At 61.1% G+C, this 22,492-nt stretch carries 21 protein-coding genes; 8 read left to right on the forward strand and 13 right to left on the reverse strand.

The annotated features are described in order from the left end of the window. Positions 1 to 14: 14 nt before the first annotated feature. The 3 genes from AO065_RS19950 to AO065_RS19960 all read right to left on the reverse strand — a co-directional run bounded on the left by AO065_RS19950 (position 15) and on the right by AO065_RS19960 (position 2,184). A complete protein-coding gene (locus AO065_RS19950; RefSeq protein ID WP_004882933.1) occupies positions 15 to 386 on the reverse strand; it encodes a translation initiation factor Sui1 in 372 nt (123 codons plus the stop codon). A gap of 173 nt (positions 387 to 559) precedes the next feature. Then, positions 560 to 1,105 (reverse strand): NUDIX hydrolase, encoded by a 546-nt coding sequence (locus tag AO065_RS19955; protein ID WP_004882934.1) that lies wholly within the window; start codon positions 1,103 to 1,105, stop codon positions 560 to 562. Beyond that, positions 1,105 to 2,184 (reverse strand): DUF2333 family protein, encoded by a 1,080-nt coding sequence (locus tag AO065_RS19960; protein ID WP_004882935.1) that lies wholly within the window; start codon positions 2,182 to 2,184, stop codon positions 1,105 to 1,107. Before AO065_RS19960 ends, AO065_RS19955 begins: the two co-directional genes overlap by 1 nt. A 401-nt stretch (positions 2,185 to 2,585) precedes the next feature. On the opposite strand from AO065_RS19960, the gene AO065_RS19965 reads away from it, so the two are divergent. Beyond that, positions 2,586 to 4,241: a response regulator gene (locus tag AO065_RS19965; protein ID WP_004882936.1), complete on the forward strand. Its 1,656-nt coding sequence runs from the start codon at positions 2,586 to 2,588 to the stop codon at positions 4,239 to 4,241. A gap of 18 nt (positions 4,242 to 4,259) precedes the next feature. Here AO065_RS19965 and AO065_RS19970 read toward each other — a convergent pair whose 3' ends face one another. Both AO065_RS19970 and AO065_RS19975 read right to left on the reverse strand, forming a co-directional pair. Beyond that, positions 4,260 to 5,048: a response regulator transcription factor gene (locus AO065_RS19970; RefSeq protein WP_080597944.1), complete on the reverse strand. Its 789-nt coding sequence runs from the start codon at positions 5,046 to 5,048 to the stop codon at positions 4,260 to 4,262. Positions 5,049 to 5,200: 152 nt separating this feature from the next. Next, the gene (locus AO065_RS19975; RefSeq protein WP_004882938.1) at positions 5,201 to 5,671 is read right to left on the reverse strand and encodes a prepilin peptidase; all 471 of its coding nucleotides are present in this window, start codon (positions 5,669 to 5,671) and stop codon (positions 5,201 to 5,203) included. Positions 5,672 to 5,746: 75 nt separating this feature from the next. Here AO065_RS19975 and AO065_RS19980 point away from each other — a divergent pair, with 75 nt between their 5' ends. Then, positions 5,747 to 6,202, forward strand: a complete 456-nt coding sequence (locus AO065_RS19980; protein ID WP_032651272.1) for a TadE/TadG family type IV pilus assembly protein — start codon at positions 5,747 to 5,749, stop codon at positions 6,200 to 6,202. Continuing rightward, positions 6,192 to 8,960 carry a PAS domain-containing sensor histidine kinase gene (locus tag AO065_RS19985; protein ID WP_004882940.1) on the forward strand — a complete coding sequence of 923 codons (2,769 nt, stop codon included), beginning with the start codon at positions 6,192 to 6,194 and terminating at the stop codon, positions 8,958 to 8,960. Before AO065_RS19980 ends, AO065_RS19985 begins: the two co-directional genes overlap by 11 nt. Here the strand turns inward: AO065_RS19985 and AO065_RS19990 are convergent. From AO065_RS19990 to AO065_RS20020, 7 genes are all read right to left on the reverse strand, one after another. Further along, complete coding sequence (locus AO065_RS19990) at positions 8,957 to 10,987, reverse strand: pilus assembly protein TadG-related protein (RefSeq protein ID WP_004882941.1); 2,031 nt, start codon at positions 10,985 to 10,987, stop codon at positions 8,957 to 8,959. The two genes, AO065_RS19985 and AO065_RS19990, sit on opposite strands and share 4 nt — an antisense overlap. 171 nt (positions 10,988 to 11,158) lie before the next feature. After that, positions 11,159 to 11,722 (reverse strand): DUF4136 domain-containing protein, encoded by a 564-nt coding sequence (locus tag AO065_RS19995; RefSeq protein ID WP_004882942.1) that lies wholly within the window; start codon positions 11,720 to 11,722, stop codon positions 11,159 to 11,161. A gap of 19 nt (positions 11,723 to 11,741) precedes the next feature. After that, entirely contained in the window at positions 11,742 to 12,365 is a 624-nt protein-coding gene (locus AO065_RS20000; RefSeq protein ID WP_004882943.1) for a DUF4136 domain-containing protein, read from the reverse strand. A 19-nt stretch (positions 12,366 to 12,384) separates the two neighbouring features. Then, complete coding sequence (locus AO065_RS20005) at positions 12,385 to 13,134, reverse strand: methyltransferase domain-containing protein (protein ID WP_004882944.1); 750 nt, start codon at positions 13,132 to 13,134, stop codon at positions 12,385 to 12,387. Then, on the reverse strand, positions 13,131 to 13,436 hold the full coding sequence (locus AO065_RS20010; protein ID WP_004882945.1) for a MazG-like family protein: 306 nt from the start codon (positions 13,434 to 13,436) through the stop codon (positions 13,131 to 13,133). Before AO065_RS20010 ends, AO065_RS20005 begins: the two co-directional genes overlap by 4 nt. Positions 13,437 to 13,720: 284 nt before the next feature. After that, entirely contained in the window at positions 13,721 to 14,578 is an 858-nt protein-coding gene (locus tag AO065_RS20015; RefSeq protein ID WP_004882946.1) for a MaoC family dehydratase, read from the reverse strand. A 30-nt stretch (positions 14,579 to 14,608) separates the two neighbouring features. Next, on the reverse strand, positions 14,609 to 15,964 hold the full coding sequence (locus tag AO065_RS20020) for a 3-oxoacyl-ACP reductase (RefSeq protein ID WP_004882947.1): 1,356 nt from the start codon (positions 15,962 to 15,964) through the stop codon (positions 14,609 to 14,611). Between the two features lie 109 nt (positions 15,965 to 16,073). Here AO065_RS20020 and AO065_RS20025 point away from each other — a divergent pair, with 109 nt between their 5' ends. From AO065_RS20025 to AO065_RS20035, 3 genes are all read left to right on the forward strand, one after another. After that, positions 16,074 to 17,351 (forward strand): acetyl-CoA C-acetyltransferase, encoded by a 1,278-nt coding sequence (locus AO065_RS20025; RefSeq protein ID WP_004882948.1) that lies wholly within the window; start codon positions 16,074 to 16,076, stop codon positions 17,349 to 17,351. 104 nt (positions 17,352 to 17,455) lie between these two features. Next, complete coding sequence (locus AO065_RS20030; RefSeq protein WP_004882949.1) at positions 17,456 to 17,734, forward strand: hypothetical protein; 279 nt, start codon at positions 17,456 to 17,458, stop codon at positions 17,732 to 17,734. Positions 17,735 to 17,768: 34 nt separating this feature from the next. Further along, complete coding sequence (locus AO065_RS20035) at positions 17,769 to 19,220, forward strand: DUF726 domain-containing protein (RefSeq protein ID WP_004882950.1); 1,452 nt, start codon at positions 17,769 to 17,771, stop codon at positions 19,218 to 19,220. A 7-nt stretch (positions 19,221 to 19,227) separates the two neighbouring features. Here AO065_RS20035 and AO065_RS20040 read toward each other — a convergent pair whose 3' ends face one another. After that, on the reverse strand, positions 19,228 to 20,256 hold the full coding sequence (locus AO065_RS20040; RefSeq protein ID WP_004882951.1) for a bile acid:sodium symporter family protein: 1,029 nt from the start codon (positions 20,254 to 20,256) through the stop codon (positions 19,228 to 19,230). 84 nt (positions 20,257 to 20,340) lie between these two features. Here AO065_RS20040 and AO065_RS20045 point away from each other — a divergent pair, with 84 nt between their 5' ends. Then, positions 20,341 to 21,144: an AraC family transcriptional regulator gene (locus AO065_RS20045; RefSeq protein WP_004882952.1), complete on the forward strand. Its 804-nt coding sequence runs from the start codon at positions 20,341 to 20,343 to the stop codon at positions 21,142 to 21,144. A gap of 209 nt (positions 21,145 to 21,353) precedes the next feature. Further along, entirely contained in the window at positions 21,354 to 22,250 is an 897-nt protein-coding gene (locus AO065_RS20050) for a PA4780 family RIO1-like protein kinase (RefSeq protein WP_004882953.1), read from the forward strand. Positions 22,251 to 22,492: the final 242 nt, after the last annotated feature.

The raw sequence follows: 22,492 nt of genomic DNA on the forward strand, positions 1-22,492 counted from the left end.
GCTGGCGGGTTCGGTCAACCGCCCGACTTTTTCGCCTTGAAGCCTTTTTTGGTCAGTTCGGCCAGCAGCAGTTCGACATGATCGCCCTGAATCTCGATCACCCCGTCCTTGAGCGACCCACCTGTGCCGCAACGCTGCTTCAAGGCCTTGGCCAGGTCCTTGAGCGCGTCTTCGGCCAGCGGTACGCCGGTAATGGTGGTGACTGTCTTGCCGCCGCGACCTTTGCTCTCGCGACGAACGCGGGCAATACCGTCCCCTTCGGGAATGGCGGTCTGCTTGCAGGTGCAGTCATCAACGGGTTGGCGACAGTCGGGGCAGTGACGCCCTGCGTCGGTTGAAAATACCAGGCCACCCAGGGCGGCGAGGGAAGCGGCTTTTTTAGCCACGGGAAATCCTCTTGTTGAGGACTGACGATGGGTCGGGCTCGCTGGAGCCATCGACCGCGAAGCCCCACTCTGGCAGGGGCAGCGCTATTGGACCGACAAGGCCGGTCCAGTTTGAAAAGGTCGCGCAGTGTAACGGCAAAACAGCCAGTTGCTAAGGGGTTGAATGCGCCAATTTACTGAACATTTGCGACCTGCTTCAGGTAGCGTTTCAAGGCTGCCAGCGAGTCCGGGCAATACGGTTTTTCTTCGGCCTGACGCAACACCTCTACGACGGGTATGAAGCGCGCTTCCAGGACTTCTTCGGGCTGCAGTTTCAAGGCGCCGTCCCAGACGGCGGAAAACACCGCGCACCAGATCCGGTTGTCTGGCTGATCAAAGAAAAAACGCTCATGGGCCTGCAACGCGACGTCGTGCACACCCAGTTCTTCTTCCAGCTCGCGGGCGGCGGATTCAGCGTAGCTTTCATGCGCCTGCACCATGCCGCCCGCCGCTACGTCCCAGTAACCGGGGTAGATGGCCTTGCTCAGCGTGCGGCGATGCACGCACAGCTCGCCAGCGGGGTTGAACAGCAGAATGTAAGTGCCCCGGCCGATCAGCGCCTGCTCGCGCAGCTCGATACGCGGGCGTGCGCCCAGCAGCGTGTCGTGCTCGTCGACCCAGGCAATCTGCTCGGCGTCCGAGGCGGCGCGGTGCGCGGCCTCGTTCGAAGGGATCGCCATCAGCCCTGATTCAGCAATTGACGAAGATCGATCACCGCTGCGTTGGCCCGCGAAATGTAGTTGGCCATGACCAGCGAGTGGTTGGCGAACACGCCGAACGGGCTGCCGTTCAGAATCATCGGGCTCCACAGCGGCTCCTGCGAGGCTTCCAGCTCACGAATGATCTGGCGCACGCTGACCGTGGCGTTCTTCTTGGCCAGTACGTCGGCGAAGTCCACTTCAATGGCGCGCAGCAGGTGCGAGAGCGCCCAAGCCTGACCGCGTGCTTCATAGAACACGTTGTCCACTTCCAGCCAAGGCGTCTCGACGATCTCTTCGTCCACCTGTGGCACTTCACCCGGTTTGACCGAGGCGATGGATTCGGTTTTCAGCGTACTGTTGAGTTTGACTCGACCCACGCTGGCCGACAGACGTTGCGACAGCGAGCCCAGACGGGTACCCACATCGCCCAGCCAGTTGTTCAGGTTATCGGCACGGGCGTAGAACAGCGCGCCTTTCTGGTTCGGATCTGACAGACGCGCCTGATAGCGGCTCAGGGCGTTGATGCCGTCGGTGTACTGCGATTCGCTGGAAGGCAGTATCCAGCTGCGGTTGTTGAAGTTGAACAGCGGTTCGGCACGCGCCAGATCACCGTCTTCTGCCGATTGCGACTGGGAACGGGCGAAGTCCTTGCGCAGTGCACGGCTCAGGTCGCGTACCTGGACCAGTACGCCATATTCCCAGCTCGGGATGTTGTCCAGCCACAGACCCGGTGGCATGCGGTCGTTGGAAAGGTAGCCGCCGCGCTTGTCCAGAAGGGTCTGAGCGACGCTTTTCAGGGTTTCGACTGTGGTGTAGCCGATGACCATCGGTTTGCCTTCGCGCTCGGCGGCGGCCTGTGCATTCTGCTGCACCGGAAACAGTGCAGGCTCCTTGCTCCAGTACCAGCCGACGGCCAGGCAGACGAGCAGGTAGATCAAGACCAAGGCACCCAGCGCACGGCTGTAGAACAGGCTGCCCAGATAGCCGCGTCGTTTGACCGATGCAGTGTCAGCGGTACGCTCACCCGCGCTGCCTGCGCGGTTTTTCCAATCCAGCATGGTGGGGTCCTTTCGATCTTGAGTTGAATGCTACGTGGCGTTCGACCGTAACCTTACCTCAAGGTGCAATGAACGAGCGTATCCGGGGCGGATTTTCGTGATTGTGCGGCTGACATCGCTCTGTGTCGCCGCAGGCGTCTGGCTGAAGAGTCGTGGCTGTCAGGATGGTTACATTTTGTCTGACAAGAAACGGGCAGGGCCTGCGAAGACCCTCTGTCAGAGCCTCGGCAGACGGCAAAAACCAGTGATAGCTATTAGCTATACAGGGATAGTTATACGTAATGGCATAGCGCCATATATTTGTTGTCAAATAAGTGACTTGCGGCACTCAGGTGTCGTATCGAAGGTGCTAGCATAGCGCCATCAACCGTTTCGCTCTGCGAACCTAAAGTAGCCTTGATATGAACGAGCCCGAAGATCCCAGCCGTGATCGCTTGAAGCACCATTTTGCCCAACGGGTCATTCATCAGGCACGTCAGATTCTTGAGACCTGGCAACGGCTGCAGAAGTCCGAATGGTCGGCCGGTGACATGGCTGAACTGAAGGATTCGACCTTGCGTCTGTTGCGCTTTGCCGAGCGCTTCGAGCAGACCGAGCACATTGCTCTGGCTCAGAATATCGACGAAGCGCTGGGTGTGGTCGAGGCCAATCGGGGCCGCCTGAACAGCAGCGCCATTACCGAGCTCAATCGCCTGATGCAGCGCCTGTCGCGTACAGGCCTGCGGCATGGCGACCGTCTGGAGCAGACGTCGCTGCCGCCGTTGCGCAAACCGGTTTATGTGGTGCTTCAGGACCATGAACGGGCAGAGCGGCTGGCCAAGCAACTGGAGTTCTTCGGTCTGTCCGCGCTGTCGTTGCACAGCGTGTCGGAGTTTCAGACGGCCATGACCCAGCGCCATCCGGCTGCCATTGTCATGGACGTCGATTTCAGTGGGCCCGGTCAGGGCTTGAGGCTGGCGTCCCAGGTTCAGGAAGGGCTCGAGCAAAAGCTGCCATTGCTGTTCTTCAGTCTCAATGAAACCGACACCCCGACCCGGCTCGCTGCCGTGCGTGCCGGTGGCCAGGAGTTTCTGACCGGTGCACTGGAGGCGTCGAGCCTGCTGGAAAAGATCGAAATCCTGACCTGCGTGGCGCAGTACGAGCCCTACAAAGTGCTGATCATCGACGATTCACGCGCACAGGCAACGCACACCGAACGTGTGCTCAACGCGGCGGGCATCGTCACGCGTACCTTGCTCGACCCGATCCAGGCGATGGGCGAACTGGCCGAATTCCAGCCCGACCTGATCATCCTCGACATGTACATGCCGGGCTGTACGGGGACGGAGCTGGCCAAGGTCATCCGTCACAACGACCGTTACGTCAGCGTGCCGATCATTTATCTGTCCGCGGAAGATGATCAGGACAAGCAACTCGACGCCATGAGCGAAGGCGGCGACGATTTCCTGACCAAGCCGATCAAGCCGCGTCACCTGATCACCACCGTGCGCAACCGCGCTGCCCGCGCTCGCAACCTGAAAGCGCGCATGGTGCGCGACAGCCTGACGGGCCTGTACAACCACACGCATATCCTGCAATTGCTGGAAGACTGCAGCTTTCGCTCGCGTCGCGAAGGCAAGCCGCTGTGCTTCGCGATGCTCGATATCGACCATTTCAAGAAGGTCAACGACAGCCACGGGCATCCCATGGGTGACCGGGTGATCAAGAGTCTGGCGCTGTTTCTCAAGCAAAGGTTGCGCAAGACCGATTTCATCGGGCGTTACGGGGGCGAGGAATTTGCCATCGTCATGCCGGACACGGATATCCAGAGCGCTCATCAGGTGCTGGAGGAAATCCGCCATCGTTTCGCGGAAATCCATTATCCGGCGCAGCCTGCCGATCTGTTCTGTACGTTCAGTGCGGGTGTGGTTTCCCTCGGGCTGCATGATGACAGCCTGAGTCTGGCCGCCCAGGCCGACAGCGCGCTGTACCGCGCCAAGCATGCCGGTCGCAATCAGGTGCACTCGGCGCTGGTGGATGCGCCCTATCACGTCATGCTTCCTGAAACCGAAACCTGACCGGGTCCAGTCGGTCAGTCAGGTCACACTGGCGCGCTGCCGTGAACTTGAACTGCCGGGTGAAAGGGCCAGCGCCAGTTGTGTGCGGTTGTGCATGCGTGTCAGACGCAGGACCTGAGAGACATAGAGTTTGACGGTGTTTTCAGTGATGCCCAGTTCGCAGGCAATCTGATAGTTGGTCTGGCCCGTGCCGACCAGCCTTGCGACGTCCAGTTGGCGTGGCGACAACCCGGCAAAGATATCCGGTATCCGTGGCTCTTCGTTTAAGGCAGATTCAGCTTTTCTTTCAATCGATGACCCGGCCCGGGTCTGATCGAGATTCTGGTAGAGGTCGTCAATGGATGCGGCCAGGTACTGGAGCTTTTCATTGAGCAGCCCCAACTGATGGAGGTTTCGCTGGCGCTCGCCCAGTGCCTCGACCTGAAGCTGCACACCTTCCAGCACCTCGTCCAGATTGACGGGTTTTTGATAGTAATCCGCGATCCCGGCACGCAACGCTTTGATGACGTCCTTCTTCTCGGCCTTGCCAGTGAGCATGATGGCCTCGAATAGGTGCTTCCTGCCGCCCGCACGCTTCATCGCTTCGACCATCTCGATGCCGTTCATGCCCGGCATGTCCAGATCACACAGCACGATCCCGACAGTGTCGTCCTGATTGAATTGCTCCATGGCCTGCGCACTGGAAACGCAAGGCACGCAGTGATAGCCACTGTTTTCGAGAAACTCGCACAGCTCTTCGACAACAGCAGGCTGGTCATCCACGACCAATATTTTTACCGACGAGTACTTGTTCACCTGCGACTCCATGCTAATCGGCAACAGTGGAAAACTGGAGCCTGAATCCATTCAGCAGAATTGAGTGTGGTTGCGGCGGACGCTGTTTAAATAAAGGGTCGCGCCTGTCAATAGACCCTAGTCGTACTTTGTGACTATGTACATGGCAATAGAGCACTCTTTGATCAATGGATAATTAATACCGTTAACAAAAGTCCGATCAATAAAAACGGTGAGAAAGGATATTTATTTGTCGCCTGCGGACCCAAGTGCAAGTAACGGCGCGTAACGTGCTGGTTTACAAGGGGCCATAGCTGAGTGATCGACACACTCCAGAGTGCGATGGCAATGCCTGCGCCAATAAAGGTGCCCAACAGATACAGGCTGTCGGTCAGCAGTGCCAGTGCGGTCAGAAGTTTGACATCCCCGGCCCCCAGCCTGCCCAGCGCATAGCCCGGCAACGTCAGTGCCAGAGCGGTCAACGTCGCCCAGCCAGCCTCGTCCGGTGTCGCACCCAGCCATGTATGGCCACTGTACAACAGGTACCCGCACGCGACTAAAGCCACGCCCAGTGTCAGCCAGTTGGAAATTTTCCGTTGCCGCGCATCCTGTTCGGCGCACAGGCCGAACCATACAAGTAGAAAAAATAAATCCATTCGGTAAAAAGCGTCCTGTTTTCCTGAAAGAAACTATGCTCATGTGAAGTCGTGAGTGTCAGAGTAGACGTTGACATGAAAACCACCCCGCATCTTTCCTCCCTACACAGGCAACGGGGCGCCGCCGCTATCGAGTTTGCGGCAGTGTTCGTGGCCTTTTTCGCGGTGTTCTATGGTGTCGTAAGTTACAGCCTGCCACTGTTGATGGTGCAGTCTTTCAATGCGGCTGCCAGTGAGGCGGTACGTCGCAGCGTGGCGCTGAGTCCGACGGCGGTCAATTACAACCAGTTGATTGTCAGCCAGGCCGAGACGGTGGTCATGAACCAGTTGTCATGGATGCCCGCTTCACTGGGGTTCAGCAATGCCCATGTGCGGGTGACCTACACAGCGGGTGTGCTGACGGCCAACATCAGTTATCCGAAATCCAGACTGGCGCAGGTCCTGCCCTTTCTGACCCTGCCGGGTGTCGGCGAAATACCCCGCCTGCCGAATAACCTTTCTGCCCAAGCGAGCCTGCAACTTGTCCCTTGAGAAAAGCCGTCTGAGTCGCTGGCTGGGCCGTGCCGATGCGCCTCCGGCCCCGCAAACCCTATCCTTGAATACTGAGCCCGATCCCATCGGCGCCGATCTGTACCTGTTGCTGGATGATGACGGGCGAGTGCAGAGCATCAGTGCTCATCTGGCTTCGAGGCTGGGTATCGCGGCACCCATGGCTGAATCACAGCGCCTGATGAGTCTGCTGTTGCCCAACAGCGCGCTGGTGATCGAGGGTGTGCCGCAGGAATGGTTGGGGCATATGCTCGATCTGGACTTCAAGAGTGCCGATGCCCACATCCTGCACGCACGCGGCTGGGTTCAGGCGCACGGCAAGGAATGGCTGCTGCAGCTGCTCGACATCAGTGATCTGATGGAGGAGGCCAGCGCTGCCCGCAGCCGCCAGCAATGCCTGCGTGTGGCCGGGCAGATCGCCGAGCGTGTGCGTGTGTGCCACGTTGACCGGCTCAAGGCTGTTGTCACCGAGCAGCTCGAAGAGCTTGCACAGCTCTGGCGCATCCCCTGTGTGGCGCTGGTCCTGCCTGAAGCGGGTGGCGCTGGCTGGCGGGTTTATTGTCAGTACAACGCTCACACGGCGCCCGAACTGTGGCAGGCCGGCCAGCGTCTGGGCAGTGCACTGGACGCCCTTGACGCCAACGTCACGCACCAGCTGTCATTCGGCACGGGCTCGCATTCCGCATCGTTGCAGAGCGCGTTCGCCAATGCTGACGGTTTTCTGATGCCGCACAGCCGGGAAGGCGTTGCCAAGGCCTGGCTGCTGTTCGGCTTCTACGATGCCGGGCAGCAGGCACCTGACCTGGGTGAGCGGGAATGGCTGAACCTGTGTTCTGCCTTGGCCGGGCCGGTGCTGTTCAGGCTGTCGGAACAGCATAACCGGCATCACGTCGAGCGTCTGGCCGTGCTTCAGGACCTGCTGGGCACCGGCTGGTGGGAATTGCTGCCCGGCACGGACGAGATTCTGCTGGCACCGCAGCTTGCGCGCAGCCTGCGCCTGGGTGATCGGGTCGAAAGCCTGTCGCGTCAGGACTGGCTGGCGCTGATTCATCCGGCGGACCGCCAGGAGCTGACCAGTCGCCTGACCCAGTTGCGTGACAAAGGCACGCCCATGCTGCTCTGCGTGCGCCTGGCTCAGGCCGATCCTGCTCAGGAGACTCTCTGGTTCCGGATCCAGGGCCAGGCCTTGATCAGCGGGCAGGTGCAGCGAGTGCTGGGTTTCATGCTTGATGTCAGCGATATCAAGAATCAGGAAACCGATGCCGCCGCCGCGCACAAGCGGCTGGATAATCTGATCGCCAGTTCACCTGCGGTGATCTACGTGCAGCGCTATGACCAGGGCAATCTTGAGCCAAGCTTTTTCAGCGACAGCCTGACGCCGTTGCTGGGCTGGACCCTGGCCGAGTGTGTCGAGGGCCAGCTTGCCGAATACATTCACCCTGAGGACCGCGATACCTGGTTCGAACGCAGCCGCCATTTGTTGCGTGAAGGGTTCGTCAGCCGTCGTTACCGATTGCGCGACAAGGGCGGCAGTTACCACTGGCTGCTGGACGAGGCCCGCCTGCTGCGTGACGACCTCGGCATGCCGGTCGAGGCGGTCGGGTTATGGCTGGATGTGACCGAGGCCACGCTGGCGGCCGAACAGGTGCGCAAGAGCGAGGAGCGCTACCGGATTCTGGTCGAGGACTCGCCCGCGATGATCTGTCGCTACACGCCGGATCTGGTACTCAGCTTCGGTAACAAACCACTGGCCAGTTATATGGAATGCACGCCCGAGCAGCTGACCGGTATCAATCTGGGCGACTGGATGTCCGACGAGCAGCGTGAGGCGTTCGTCCGCCGTATCGGCCAGCTAACGCCCGAAGAGCCGATGAGCACGGAGGAAATCTGCATTGAATTGCCCGGCCGTGAATACGCCTGGTGGATCTGGGCGGACCGCGGGGTTTTCGATGAGCAGGGCAGGCTGATCGAGATTCAGGCCGTGGGCCGCGACAACACGGACGTGCGCCGCTCTCGCATGCAACTGAACCAGAGCGCCAAGATGGCCACGCTGGGCGAGATGTCGACCGGGCTGGCCCATGAGATCAATCAGCCGCTCAATGTCATGCGCATGGCGGTGGTCAATGTGTTGAAGCGGCTGGGCAGGGGTGATGTGGATATCGAATACCTCACCGAAAAGCTCAACCGCATCGACACGCAGGTGCAGCGCGCTGCACGGGTGGTCGACCACATGCGCGTGTTCGGGCGGCGCTCGGAAATCGAGGAGCAATTGTTCGACCCGGCCCAGGCGGTGGAAGGCACCGTGTCGATGCTGGCCGAGGGCATGAAAGGCAAGGGCGTGCAACTGCGCATTGGTGAGATGAGCGCGCCTGTGCAGGTGCGCGGGCACGTCGATCAACTGGAGCAGGTGCTGATCAACCTGATGGTCAACGCCCGTGATGCTCTGCTTTCGCGTCGTGAGAACGACCGCGAGTTCGAGCCGTGGATCAGCGTCGAGGTCGAGCGCGATGAAAACATCATCCGGCTCGTCGTGCAGGACAACGGCGGCGGTATCGACCCGCGCTTGCTGGAGCGGATTTTCGAGCCGTTCTTCACCACCAAACCCATCGGGGTCGGCACCGGGTTGGGGTTGTCGGTCAGCTATGGCATCGTCGATCAGATGGGTGGCCAGTTGAGTGTCAGCAACGTCGGCGAAGGCGCGCGTTTTCTCGTCGAACTGCCGATCTTCAACGCCGGTTAGATCACCAGATGGGCTTGGCCGAAATTGCAGCTCAGATTGGCGCCCACATCGGCAGGCGCCAGTGTCACGCCAAGGGACGCCAGCAGCGGGTCCACCACGGAGGTCAGCAAGGGCTTGAGGGTGTTCTCGACGATGACATCCAATGCGCTGGTCAGACTATTCAGCAGGGTGGCTGCGCCGGTGATCACATTGCCCAGCGTGGTGCTCGTCGCGGGTTTGTAGACATCGACCTTGACCCCTGAAACCACGCCATTGAGCACGGTGCTGGGTTTGACCGACGTCGTGTTGGTCAGAAAGTAGGGCGGGCTGTTGATCTCCGGCAGGTTCGGCGAGCTGAATGTTGTGTTGATTGCGGCAGCGGTGCCCAGCGGAGACTGGCTGACCGTGTCGAAGCTGAGGCCGATGCCCCCGGCGCCGAAGGGCGTGCGTGCTGTGCAGTTGCCCAACAGCCCCAGTATCTTCTGGCAGGTCTGTGTACCGATATCGATCACCGGCAGCGGTATCGCCGTGACGGCGGAAGGGTCGGTGCTGGCGGGGAAGGCTGAGGCGTTTGTGATCTGGCCCAGTTTGGCGGTGACCAACGTAGCGTCGGTGTGAACGTTCAAGGTCTTGACGGTGTTGCTGGTGCAGGTATAGCCGGTGATGTAGCTGTCGGCGCTGGCCAGCGAGAGGTTTAGGTCGATTTTGGGACCAGTCGCTGGCGTACCGCTGTCCAGAAACTTGATATCCGAGACCATGCAACTGTTCAGGCCCAGCGCGCAGGTCGCCGAAGTCACCACGCCTGCCAGATTCAGATTCAAGGCACTGTTGAGCAGTGGCGTCAGGCTGCCGACCACTGAGCCTGCGGTATTGGCCAGCGACGTCATCGTGCCCAGCACCGGCAAATTGATCGATACCAGCGCGCGCATCTGCGCTGTCCTCACATAGATGCGATTGGCACCGGTTTTGGGGTTGAGCGGGTCAATCTTGCCGGGATCGCCGATGGCGGACAGTTGCGGCGGTTCGATGACCTGAATGCGCGTCGTCACCTGAGCCAGGCCCGGAATGTTGATCTGCACGGGGGCTGAAATGCCGTTCTTGTCATTGGCCAGTTGCGCCAGACCCTGCACCAGATCCAGCACCCGCAAACTGGTGTTCAGCGCTGCGATATCGGCGCTGCCCTGCACGGCCAGCAAGTCTCCGAGCAGAACCGTTGTAGCACCGGCCGCTGCCTTGATGGCCTGCAGGCCCGCGATGGTTGCGGTGGCGTTCAAGGTGCCGCTGGGGTCCAGCACATTGATGGCGCTCTGAACCAGTTGGCTGACGGAAACGGTGGTGTTGAGCACTTGTGTGTAACCGACGGCCGTCAGGTTCAGGTCGAGTTTGAGCCTGTTCAGGTAATTGAGCAGGCTCAGGTCGGTGTTGACCAGGCCCTGCCAGTTGGCGACACCCAGGTTCAGTGTCCCGCCCAGCAGCCCTCCGACGATCGGGTTAAGCACCGCTGCCTTGGCGCTATCGATTGTCATGGCGGCACTGCGAATGGTCAGTGAGGCCAGCGGAGAGGCGCTGGCCGCGACCGCGGTGGCGCTGAGCTGGAGGTCGGGTGAGTCGGGCGTACTGTCGAACAGTGCAGCGATGCCTGCGGCGATACTGCGCGGCACGGGATGGCTGACCACAACCTGAATCGCCTGTGACTGCGTGGCGTCGGCGGTAAACACCCTGCGGCTCTGGGCATTCACCGACAACGTGCCGCACGTGGCAACCAGTGTGCGGCCATCGCTGCCCGGCGTGAAGCCGTTGCGTATGGCGCTCTGAGTGGCGTAACTGGCAGCGCTCGCGCCTGTCATGCATGTTCCCTTGCGCCCGGCCGCTTCCAGCGCCGCGACGTCGGCGATCCGTTGCAGGGAGCGTTTCTCCATGTACAGCCTGCCGCTGTCGATGACCATCAGCGTGCACAACAGCGCCAACGCCAGCGTCAGCGCCGCCATCAGGCCTATTGCACCGCGCTGCCGATCCCGCGTCGCGACGTAACGATTCAGGGGAGACATCAGCACTCCTTCGGCATCGCCGTCGCTCACTCACCTGTTGTCAGGGAGTGTAGTCAACGCGATGAAGGTGTGCTGGCGTATGCACATCAAGGCGGCATCCGCTGATCACATACAGATGTCAGCCCTCACACTGATCGTTCCTCGCGATGGGCACGATCAGTGGTGAGGCGGTCAGCGCGGCGGGTACTGCTCCAGGATTTTCGCAACGGTCGCGCGGACGGCGGTTTCGCGGTCGGTCGGGTTGCCTGCGTTGTCGCTGAGGATGCGCTCGGTGCTGCCGCGCCAGACCAGCTTGCCGTCCTTGCCATCGAACAGGTCGATCTGCAGGGTCGACACCTTGTAGTCCACGCTGCGGGTTTCGGTGTTCATCGGTGCGCCCCAGTAGCCGTAGCCGCCCCACGGGCCCCAGCCTCCGCCGTAATTGGTGCTGACCAGTTGCTGGCGGTTCTCGACAATCAGCCAGGCCTGAACCTTCAGGTCCGCATGCCCTCCGGCAGGCGCCATGCGCAGGCCGCGCTGGTCCAGCTGATCGCTGATGGACTGGCGGATGCGCTGTTCAGTCAGGTCGCTCTTGAGGCGCGGGTCATCCGGCTGATACTGGACGCCGGGTTCTTTCCAGCTCCAACTGCGATAGCCACCGAAATCCCGTTGGGCGTCGAAATCACGGTTGACCTGGTTGTTCTGACACGCAGTGATCAGCAGCAGGCACGACAACAACACAAGGCGGCGAAACATGGCAGTGCTCCGAAAGGGGTTACCGTGGGGGATATTCGGTCAGCGCCTGTTGCACGGCCTGACGTAACGCTTTGCTGCGGTCTGACAGATCATTGCCACTGCGCGCGTCGGCGCTGGTGCTCCAGACCGGTTGACCGGTACGGGCGTCGAACAGATTGATCTGCACCACCATCACGCGCTCCTGATAGGTGCGCACCACCGGCACGCTGGCGTAACCGCCATAGCCCGGGCCGTAACCGCGCCGGTAGCCGTCGTAACCCAGGCCGCCGCCGTAATACGGATCGTAATCCTCACGCACTTGTCGCAGGCGTGTTTCCTGACGGGTTGCCGCGCTGACATACAGATCGGCTGGTTTGTTGCGTGCAGGGCGCAGGCCGCGCTGGTCCAGACCGGTACTGACGGCTTCAGCGACCTGCGCCGAGTCCATCCAGGCCGTGCCGGGGGGCAATTGGCCGTTAAGCCACGCCCAGCTTTGATAGCGTCCGTAATCGCGGGTCGGAGCAGGGTAGGCGCTCAGGTCCAGCGTCTGCGCTGCCTGAGGCGGCGCAGGTGGGATCGGCATTGAGCTGGCGACGTACGGATTGTCGCTCTGGCAGGCGCTGGTTGCCAGAAACAGAACGATCAAGGCGAGACGGTGCTTCATGATGTTCTCCGCAAAAAGATCAGATCGGGCGGCAGATCCAGTGCAGATAACGACCCAGACCTGCAAACGCCGGATGGCGTCGGTGTGCCAGCTCCATTTCCAAAAGGCCCGTCAGCTCAACCCTGGCCTGAAACTCGACCGGCATGTAGTCGTGGAACACGCGCACGCCGCTCTGGGTTTCGACTCGCCACTGTCCTTCAAGTTGCGTTGCCAGTTCCCGCGGGTCGAGTGGCTGCTGGGGCGTGAGACTCTGTTTTTCACCGGCCATGTCATTCTTGCGCATCTTGCGAAAGTGACCCTTGAGCAGGTTGCGATAGATCAGCGCATCGCGGTTGTAGAACGCCAGCGACAGCCAGCCATCCGCCTTTGTGAGTCGATGCAGCACCGGCAGGATGGTGTGCGGCTCGGCTAGCCATTCCAGCACAGCGTGACAAATCACCAGATCGTAAGTATCGGTCAGCAGTTCGGGCAGCGCCTGCCAGGGTGCCTGGATGAAGGTCGCCGTCTGTCCGGCTTCGGCGAAGCGCTGACGAGCGCCTTCGAGCATCGGTTCGGCCGGTTCTGCCAATGTCACCTCATGACCGCGCTCGGCCAGCCACAACGACATGTGACCCAGGCCTGCGCCGATGTCCAGCACGCGCAGTGGTCGTTCGGGTAACGCTTCTTCCAGGTCCGCCTGCAGCACCGCCAGTCGAATCGCGCCTTTGGCACCGCCGTAGATCTTTTCCGCAAAACGGGTGGCCAATTGATCGAAATGGCGGTCGCTCACTTGGCGAATCTCCGCTCGCTGTCAGCCAGCTTGCTGCGCACCACTTCGTCCATGTCCAGCCCCAGTTCGCTGCACAAAAGCAACAAATAGAGGACGATGTCGCCCACTTCCTGCCCGGCATGGGCCAGTTGCTCAGGCGACAGCTCGCGGGACTGGTCTTCGCGCAGCCACTGGAAGATTTCCACCAGCTCCGACATTTCCACGCTCGCGGCCATGGCCAGGTTCTTGGGGCTGTGAAATTGTTTCCAGTCGTTCTGGTCGCGGATGCGGTGCAGCCGCTGGGTCAATTCGTCGAGGTTCATCATGCTCTCCTGAAGGCGCATAGCTTCAGGCGGAACCGGCTGGCAGGCAAGTGGGCTTTTGGGTTTGTTCAGCCTGCGTGAGGAATAGACTAAAGGAACGCTATCTGTGTGAGGCGCCACCACGTCTTCGACGTAGCGCTGTCGGGCAGCAAACACCTGACCGTGGGAGGCGGCTTGCCGGCGATGCAGTCGACGCGGTATGTCAGGAACATCGCGTCATCGTTCATCGTTCATCGCCGGCAAGCCGCCTCCCACAGTTCGATCCTGGACAGCAGGAAGCCTGATCACTCCACGGCAGGCTGCCAACTGCCGACCATGTGAACCAGGTCCGGCTGACCTTCAAGGCGCAGTTGCCCATGAGACCCTGCCGCGCTGGCGAACAGCTTTACGTCGCCGGGCAGGCGCACGGGCTTCTGGAACTGCACATTGATGTCCACGTTGGACGCAGGCAAATGATCATCCAGCGCGGCAAGCGTGCGTGCCTTGAGCCACATGCCGTGGGCGATGGCGCGTGGGAAGCCGAACAGTTTGGCGCTCGGTGCACTCAGGTGAATCGGGTTGTAGTCGCCGGACACCCGCGCATAGTCGCGTCCAATGTGCGACGAGGCCTGCCAGCTCGCGTGCTCGATCACAGGCAGATAAGCCGGCTCGATGTGTTCGTCCATCTCGCCGTCCAGCCTGACCCCTGTGCACAGCATGGTGCTGTCTTCTTCCCAGAGCAGACCGACGCTGTCTTCGATATGCGTCACCAGCGTGAAGGTCACGCCTTTGCGGTGCGGACGCAGGTCGGTGGCCTGCACGCTGACGTACAGCTGGTTGATGCCGCCGAGCGGCCGATGAATGCTGATCCGGTTGGCGATGTGCACCAGTCCCATCAAGGGGAACGGAAAGTCCTTGGAAGTCATCAACTGCATCTGCAACGGAAACGCCAGCACATGAGGGTATGTCGGTGGCAGCAGACTGCTTTCCTGATACCCGCAGACCTTGCGATAGGCCTCAAGCTTGTCGGCGTCCACCGAGACCCAGCTGCGCAAGCCCAGGTCGGGCAGTTGCGTGCCCGTGACCTTGCGGCGCAGTGCTGCCTGAAAGAACAGATTCGGCAGCGGCTGCAGCGCATTCAGATAGAGCCAGTGAGCAGTCATCATCCTTCTCCTTGAACTCAATGCGGGGTGTTACGCCCCGATGACGTTTTGACCACAGACGCGCAATACCTGGCCGCTGACCGAGCCGCTGCCCGGTTGGCTAAACCAGGCCACGGCTTCGGCGACGTCTTGCGGCAGACCGCCCTGACCGAGTGAGCTCATGCGTCGACCGGCTTCACGCAGGGTGAAGGGCATCTGGGCGGTCATTCGGGTTTCGATGAAGCCCGGTGCAACGGCATTGATGCTGATGCCGCGTGCCTTGAGTCCGGGTGCCATCGCGCGGGCGTAGCCGATCAGACCGGCCTTGCTGGTGGTGTAGTTGGTCTGTCCGCGAGTACCGGCGATGCCGTTGATCGAGGCCATGAGGATCACCCGCGCGTCGTCGTTGAGCGCGCCGTGGTCCAGCAAGGTCTGTGTCAGCACCTGCGGGGCATTGAGATTGACGGCCAGCACCGAGTCCCAGAAGTCTTCAGGCATGTTGGCCAGGGTCTTGTCACGGGTGATGCCAGCGTTGTGCACCAGAATGTCGATGCCGCCCTGAAGGTGTTCCAGCAACTGCCCAGGCGCATCCGCAGCGCAGATGTCCAGCGCAAGTGCCTGCCCGCCGAGGCGTGAGGCCAGGGCCTCCAGATCCGAGCGGGACTGCGGCACATCCAGCAGGATGACCTGAGCGCCGTCACGGGTCAGGGTTTCGGCGATTGATGCGCCAATGCCCCGTGCAGCACCGGTCACCAATGCCTTGCGCCCGGCCAGCGGACGGCTCCAGTCCTGGACTTGCGAAGTGCAAGGTGTCAGGTGCAGAAACTGGCCGGAGATGAACGCGCTCTTGGGCGTCAGAAAGAAACGCAGCGCGCCTTCGAGTTGATCCTCGGCGCCTTCATCCACCTGCAGCAGTTTTACGGTAGAACCGTTGCGCAGTTCCTTACCCAATGAGCGGCTGAAGCCTTCTATCGCCTGTTGGGTGCTGGCCGCCAGCGGATCTTCAAGCGCTTGCGGCGACCGGGTGAGGATCACCACATGTGCGCAGGTGTCCAGGCAACGCAGCAGCGGTTGGAAGAAATCGCGCAACTGTCTGAGCTGATCGGTCCTTAGCAGCGTACTGGCATCAAACACCACGGCCTTGAGCTTAGGCCCCTGGTTGGAGACCCAGGCGGTTGCGCCCGGCATGTCGCTGCCAAAGCTGTACAGCGAGTCGGTCAGACGATGGGCAAACCCCCGAACCTGATCGGCCAGCGGGCCTGCGCTGATCAGCAGTGTGCCTTCGATTGGCCGAAGGCGTCCGGCCTGCCAACGCTCCAGGCGTGTCGGAGTCGGCAGACCGACGGCTTTCACCAGGCGACGGCCTACGTCGGAGTTGGCGAAATCGATATAGCGATCTGACGGCATGGAACACTCTCCTCGGGTCGGGGTTCAAAGGAATGGACCACAGTCGAACGAAGTTTGTTCTTGCTCATCTACGCTGTTCATCCATCCGTTTGAAGAAAGGAAGTTTTCCATGACGCAGACTCGCCGGGTCGCCATCGTCGGTGGCAATCGCATTCCGTTCGCCCGCTCCAACGGCCCGTATGCCACGGCCAGCAATCAGGACATGCTCACCGCAGCGCTGGAGGGCCTGATCGAACGCTTCAATCTGCACGGGCTGCGCATGGGCGAAGTGGTGGCCGGTGCGGTGCTCAAGCATTCCCGCGACTTCAACCTGACCCGCGAATGCGTGCTGGGCTCGCGGCTGTCGGCGCAAACCCCGGCCTATGATATTCAACAGGCCTGCGGCACGGGGCTCGAAGCGGCGTTGCTGGTGGCCAACAAGATCGCCCTGGGGCAGATCGAATGCGGCATCGCGGGTGGCGTGGACACCACGTCCGATGCACCGATCGGGGTCAACGAGGACCTGCGCAGCATTCTGTTGCAGGTCAATCGCAGCAAGAGCACAGGCGACAAGCTCAAGGCACTGATGCAGTTGCGTCCGCACAATATCAAGCCGGAGCTGCCGCGCAATGGCGAGCCGCGTACCGGTCTGTCGATGGGCCAGCACTGCGAACTGATGGCGCAGCACTGGGGCATCGAGCGTGCGCCTCAGGATCAGTTGGCGCTGGAAAGCCATCAGAAGATGGCTGCGGCCTACGCTGAGGGCTGGCAGGACGACTTGATGACGCCGTACCTGGGGCTCAATCGCGACAACAACCTGCGCCCCGACCTGACGCTGGAGAAACTCGCGAGCCTCAAGTCAGCCTTCGAGCGCAGCGCCAAAGGCACCCTGACAGCGGGCAACTCCACGCCACTGACCGACGGCGCCTCGGTGGTGCTGCTGGCCAGCGAAGAATGGGCCAGGGAGCGCGGCCTGCCGGTACTGGCTTACTGGCGTGATGGAGAAGCGGCAGCCGTGGATTTCGTCAGAGGCGAGGAAGGCCTGCTGATGGCGCCGGTCTACGCCGTGCCGCGCCTGCTGGCACGCAACGGTCTGACGCTTCAGGACTTCGATTACTACGAGATCCACGAAGCCTTTGCCGCTCAGGTGCTGTGCACGCTCAAAGCCTGGGAGGACGCCGATTACTGCAAAACGCGCCTGGGACTGGATGCGCCGCTGGGCTCCATTGATCGCAGCCGGATGAACGTCAAGGGCAGCTCGCTGGCTGCGGGTCACCCCTTCGCGGCGACCGGCGGGCGTATTGTCGCCAATCTGGCCAAACTGCTGGACGCCGCAGGCAGCGGGCGCGGACTGATCTCTATCTGCGCAGCGGGCGGGCAGGGCGTGACGGCGATTCTGGAGCGCTAGAGACCTGTCGTCACGCCGATGGCAATAGACCGGGGTCGTCGGCATAATCGACGACGGCGGGGCTGACAGGTCCCGTACGGTTTTGCAGCGCGGACGGGTGACGGATGGGACTCATTATTGGCGTGGCGGTACTCCTGATCCTGGTGGGTGCCTTGCTTTACCTGTTCGACAAGGGTTCCAGATCCCGCTGGCTGCGTCCTTACATCGGGCTGGTGCTGATCGGTCTGTTGATTGGCGGCATGGGGCTGTTGATCGGTCTGATTTCCGAAGACGTCGAAAGCTACTTCATTCTGGTCGCCAAGGTCGTCATCTCGCTGACCGGTGTGGCGTTCTGCCTGCGGCTGATCATGCTGATCGCCAAGCGATTCATTGTCAGAAATTGAACGGGAGCGCCACGGTCAGGCGAAACAGGACAACGTGGACAATCATTTCAAGTTTCTGACGCTGCCCAGACCTTCTGGCAGCGTTGCCAATATCTTCATCCATGGCTATTCGTCGGGGCACGATCTCAACGACCGACGCCTGCTGGCCAACAGCATTCCAGCAGCACTGCGTCAGCGTGTGAATATCCTCGCGTTTTGGCCGTCGAGCCATTTCACACAAATGGACAATCGCTCCCGTGGCCTGCTGGTGGCTGCCGCCCGTGTGCATCCGCTGGCCGGTGCCGCTGCGCTGGCGGGGGATCGCGCGTATCACTTTTCACGCATCCGCTCCCGCGCCGAAGCCATGGGCAAGGTACTGCTGGCGCAGCTGGACCGTTACCTGTTCGAACAGCACCCGGAGGTGACACGGGTCAACCTGATCGGCCATTCGCTGGGCGGACGGCTGCTGATCAGTGCGCTCAAGGGGCTGGACCGGCCACCCGAGCATGGCCTGGTGGTCGGCGATGTGCTGCTCATGGCTGCGGCGGTGCGTGTCTCGGCGGACGACGCCAGGGTGCTCAAACGACGTATCTCCGGGCGGCTGATCAATGCCTGGTCCAGCGAAGACCATGTGCTGCTGCTCAATCTGGGCGAGAAGAGCCTGGGGCGCGGACCGGTCGAGCACTTTGAAAACGTCTACATGCAGGGCTATCGCCACCACCATTACTGGAACCGTCTGCAGGAGGTGCTGATCGCCACTTGTTTCAGCGGCTGCGAAGGCATGGATCTGGACGAGGTCGCATTGCAACTGACGAATCAGGACCCGGTCCTGCAGGACATCTACCTGCACAGCGTGCTGGCCCGTTCGCCGGATTATCTGCTGGACGCGGCGATCAGGCACTTGCGCACCAGTCGCTGGACGCACCTCAAGGACTCGGACGAAGACCGCACCTACGCCTTTGTCCGCGAGTTCCAGCTGGTCGCCGGGCACTGCGTGGTCAATGCGGCGCGCCGTCACGGCATCTCGTACACCCGCGTGCTCGGCATGCTGGCCCGGCAATACGATCTGGGTGAGGCGTTACATCAGTGCGCCACCGTGGTTGAGGTCGAAGAGTTGTTACTCAGGACTTTCTTCCAGCATGCCTTCACCAAAGCGCACCCGCTGGCTGAAATGCCGATCGCCAGTGTCAAGGCCATGCCGTGGGACGTGTATGCCCGGCATGTCGATACTCTGGCCGAGCGTCTGACGGTAGGGTCAATCTTCAAGCCTGCGAGCAATGAGGAACTGCCCACTGAGTCGGCGAGCCGTTCAGTCGCCACCCTTGAACCGCCCGAGCGTCAGCCCGGTTCGTTGAAAGGGTTGCTGGCGGCGATTCGTCAGGCGCCAGTTCAACGGGTGTTTACGCGCTTCAGCACGGCACTCAAGCCGGGTTATTCCGCGCTGATCCCGACCGTCGCCATTGTGTTTTACGCGCGTGTGACCCTCGATGACGACGCGCTGATGTAGCGCGTCCTCATGCGGCCCGCGCTTCCTCCAGCGCCGCTTCCGACAGTTGCTGGCGATGACGGTTGGCGTAGTTCTCGGCGATGACCGAACAGACGATGAGTTGCATCGGGTGGTAGATCATGATCGGCAACAGAATCAGGCCCAGCCCGGGATTGCTGCCGAAAATCAACGCGGCCATCGGCGCACCCGCGGCCAGCGACTTTTTGGTCGCGCAGAACACCGCCGCGACCTTGTCTGCGTGATCGAATTTCAACAGGCGTGCGGTGCGGGTGGTCATCAGCAGGATGACTGCGAGCAGCACGGCGGTGCCGATAAAGGCGGTCAGGATTACGCTGTTGCCCTGGCTCTGCCACATCCCGGAAATCATCGAATTGCAGAAGGCGGCGTAGACCAGCAGCAGAATCACCAGCTTGTCGATGATGTTGGTGTACTTCTTGTGACGCGCAAAGAATTTGCCCAGCAACGGCCGCAGCAACTGGCCCAGCACCAGTGGCAGCAACAGCAGGGCGCTCAGTTTCAACAGCGTGTCACTCAGATCGATCCCGCCCGTACCGCTGCCGATTACCAGACTGACCAGCCACGGCGTAATGAAAATCCCCAGCACGCTGGACATGCTGGCGTTGAGAATGGCTGCCGGTACGTTACCGCCTGCGCTGCCGGTCAGGGCCACGGACGAAGAAATGGTCGAGGGCAGGGCGCACAAGTAGAAGAAACCCAGCATCAACAGTGCCGGGACATGCGAGCCCAGCAGTTTGTCGCAGGCCAGCCAGATGAGCGGGAATACCACGAAGGTGAACGCCTGAATCATCACGTGCAGTCGCCAATTGCTCAGGCCCTTTTTGATCTGCTCGCTGGACAGGTTGACCCCGTGCAGGAAGAACACCACGAAGACGCCGATGTTGATGACGTATTCGGCATGCATGCTGCCGCCGGTCGCGCCAAACCGTGGGAAGAAGTACGCCAGCACTGTCGCCAGCACCATGCCCCAGAGGAACCAGTCGGTGGCGACACGCTTGAAGTGTTTGAGTGATTGCATGGAACGCTCGGGTAACTTTGTAAACAGGAATGTGCGCAGGCTACTCTGTCAGTCAACAGCCGTCTTGCGACATAAGGTCATAACATGCCTTCCAACGGACAGATTGACCGCCGCCCGCTTGAGGGGCAGCGGCAGATACCGGCGCTGGATGATCTGCCGCGCCCTGTTTACGCGCGTGCTGAAAGCCTGGGCGCGGGCTCCTGGACACCGGCGCACCATCACGAGTGGGTGCAGTTTTCCTATGCCATCAGTGGCGTTCTGGGCGTGCATACCGCCGAGGGCAGCTTCTTCGCACCGCCGCAGTGGGGCGTGTGGATTCCGGCAGGTCTGGAGCATGAGGTGGTCACCTCCATGCGTGCCGAAATGCGCAGCCTGTACATCCGCAGTGAAGACTCATGCTGGGCACCCGAGCGGTGCCGCGTGCTGGAGGTCACGCCGCTGGCGCGTGAGCTGATCAAGCGCTTCTGCCTATTGCCTGCGACCTATCCCGAACACGACAGCCCTGAGTCGCGTCTGGTCCAGGTGCTGCTCGACCAGTTGTCGGATCTGCCGGAGGTCGGCTTCTCTTTGCCACTGCCTCGCCACGCTCGCCTGCTGGGGTTGTGCAACGAGCTGATCGAAGCGCCAGATCAGGTCATTTCCCTTCACGACTGGGCTGCACGCCTGGGGACCTCGGAGAAAACCCTGATGCGCCTGTTTCAGCGTGAAACGGGTCTGAGTTTTCGGGGCTGGCGTCAGCGGGCGCGGCTGTTGTCATCCCTGAATGCGCTGGAAGGGGGCAGCAGCGTGACCAGCGCTGCGCTGGCCTGTGGCTACGATTCGACCTCCGCATTCATTGCCGCTTTCAAGGGATTGTTCGGTCACACGCCTGGCGAACTCTTCAAATAGCCCAGCCATTTTCAGGCATTACACGTTTTGCTGCGTATTATCTTTGCAGGGCCAAGCGGCATGAAAGGTGCTTGAAACCGGGGCATTGCGTGAATTTTCGGCAATAATCCGCGCAATTCAAAAGACTTTCCCTCTACTCGCTGGCGGAGGATTGCCGTATAACGGCAACAATCGCGTATCTGGCCACAAAGGACCCACAATAAAAGCTGATGAAAACTCCTAAACGCATTGAACCCCTGATCGAAGACGGTCTGGTCGACGAGGTGCTGCGCCCACTCATGAGTGGTAAAGAGGCAGCTGTTTATGTGGTGCGCTGCGGCAAAGAGCTGCGGTGTGCCAAGGTTTACAAGGAGGCGAACAAACGCAGTTTCCGTCAGGCGGCCGAATATCAGGAAGGCCGCAAGGTACGCAACAGCCGACAGGCCCGGGCGATGGCCAAGGGCTCGAAGTTCGGCCGTAAAGAAACCGAAGACGCGTGGCAGAACGCTGAAGTGGCAGCGCTGTTCCGTCTGGCCAGTGCGGGCGTGCGAGTGCCCAAGCCGTATGACTTCCTTGAAGGCGTGCTGCTCATGGAACTGGTGGCCGACGAGTACGGCGATGCCGCGCCGCGTCTGAATGATGTGGTGCTGGAGCCGGATCAGGCGCGCGAATACCACGCGTTCCTTATCGAGCAGATCGTGCTGATGCTGTGTGCCGGTCTGGTGCACGGTGACCTGTCCGAGTTCAACGTGCTGCTGGCGCCCAGCGGTCCGGTCATCATCGACCTGCCGCAGGCGGTGGATGCGGCGGGCAACAACCATGCGTTCAGCATGCTCGAACGTGACGTGGGCAACATGGCGCTGTATTTCGGTCGCTTTGCGCCGGAACTCAGAAACACCAAGTACGCTAAGGAGATGTGGTCGTATTACGAGGCCGGTACGTTGTCGCCTGCGACCGTGTTGACCGGTGAATTCGACGAGCCGGAGGACGAGGCCGATGTAGGCGGCGTGCTGCGCGAAATCGAAGCCGCCCGTCTGGACGAAGCCCGTCGCCAGGCCGCCCGCGCTGCCGACGATGCTCCACCGAGCAAATCCGCCGAAGAACCGCCACCGCCCTGGTTGCAGTGACAGAGCGCTCCGCGTCAGCCTCAAGGCGGACGCGGAACGTCCTGGGCGGGTGATACACAAATCCGCCTCACCACTGATCGTGCCCATCGCTCCGCGTGGGCATGTCTCCCGTGACGCTCCGCGTCACAAATGGCACAGACTGCGGATTCAGTGAGCCGAGCGCATGGCTCCAGTCACCTTTTCGCCCCTCGGCGACTTACTTTGAGAGGCCAAAGTAAGCAAAGCCTTTTGCTCCGGTTCCG

This window comes from Pseudomonas viridiflava (genome assembly GCF_001642795.1).
In the GTDB taxonomy this organism is placed as follows: domain Bacteria; phylum Pseudomonadota; class Gammaproteobacteria; order Pseudomonadales; family Pseudomonadaceae; genus Aquipseudomonas; species Aquipseudomonas viridiflava.

Excerpts from the sequence above, each read along its gene's own strand:
- AO065_RS20045 (WP_004882952.1), top strand. The coding sequence starts at position 20,341 with ATGCCTTCCAACGGACAGATTGACCGCCGCCCGCTTGAGGGGCAGCGG.
- AO065_RS19970 (WP_080597944.1), bottom strand. The coding sequence starts at position 5,048 with ATGGAGTCGCAGGTGAACAAGTACTCGTCGGTAAAAATATTGGTCGTG.
- AO065_RS20020 (WP_004882947.1), bottom strand. The coding sequence starts at position 15,964 with ATGCCGTCAGATCGCTATATCGATTTCGCCAACTCCGACGTAGGCCGT.
- AO065_RS20025 (WP_004882948.1), top strand. The coding sequence starts at position 16,074 with ATGACGCAGACTCGCCGGGTCGCCATCGTCGGTGGCAATCGCATTCCG.
- AO065_RS19995 (WP_004882942.1), bottom strand. The coding sequence starts at position 11,722 with ATGTTTCGCCGCCTTGTGTTGTTGTCGTGCCTGCTGCTGATCACTGCG.
- AO065_RS20000 (WP_004882943.1), bottom strand. The coding sequence starts at position 12,365 with ATGAAGCACCGTCTCGCCTTGATCGTTCTGTTTCTGGCAACCAGCGCC.
- AO065_RS19955 (WP_004882934.1), bottom strand. The coding sequence starts at position 1,105 with ATGGCGATCCCTTCGAACGAGGCCGCGCACCGCGCCGCCTCGGACGCC.
- AO065_RS19965 (WP_004882936.1), top strand. The coding sequence starts at position 2,586 with ATGAACGAGCCCGAAGATCCCAGCCGTGATCGCTTGAAGCACCATTTT.
- AO065_RS20010 (WP_004882945.1), bottom strand. The coding sequence starts at position 13,436 with ATGAACCTCGACGAATTGACCCAGCGGCTGCACCGCATCCGCGACCAG.
- AO065_RS20040 (WP_004882951.1), bottom strand. The coding sequence starts at position 20,256 with ATGCAATCACTCAAACACTTCAAGCGTGTCGCCACCGACTGGTTCCTC.
- AO065_RS19975 (WP_004882938.1), bottom strand. The coding sequence starts at position 5,671 with ATGGATTTATTTTTTCTACTTGTATGGTTCGGCCTGTGCGCCGAACAG.
- AO065_RS19980 (WP_032651272.1), top strand. The coding sequence starts at position 5,747 with ATGAAAACCACCCCGCATCTTTCCTCCCTACACAGGCAACGGGGCGCC.
- AO065_RS20015 (WP_004882946.1), bottom strand. The coding sequence starts at position 14,578 with ATGACTGCTCACTGGCTCTATCTGAATGCGCTGCAGCCGCTGCCGAAT.
- AO065_RS20050 (WP_004882953.1), top strand. The coding sequence starts at position 21,354 with ATGAAAACTCCTAAACGCATTGAACCCCTGATCGAAGACGGTCTGGTC.
- AO065_RS20030 (WP_004882949.1), top strand. The coding sequence starts at position 17,456 with ATGGGACTCATTATTGGCGTGGCGGTACTCCTGATCCTGGTGGGTGCC.
- AO065_RS19960 (WP_004882935.1), bottom strand. The coding sequence starts at position 2,184 with ATGCTGGATTGGAAAAACCGCGCAGGCAGCGCGGGTGAGCGTACCGCT.
- AO065_RS19990 (WP_004882941.1), bottom strand. The coding sequence starts at position 10,987 with ATGTCTCCCCTGAATCGTTACGTCGCGACGCGGGATCGGCAGCGCGGT.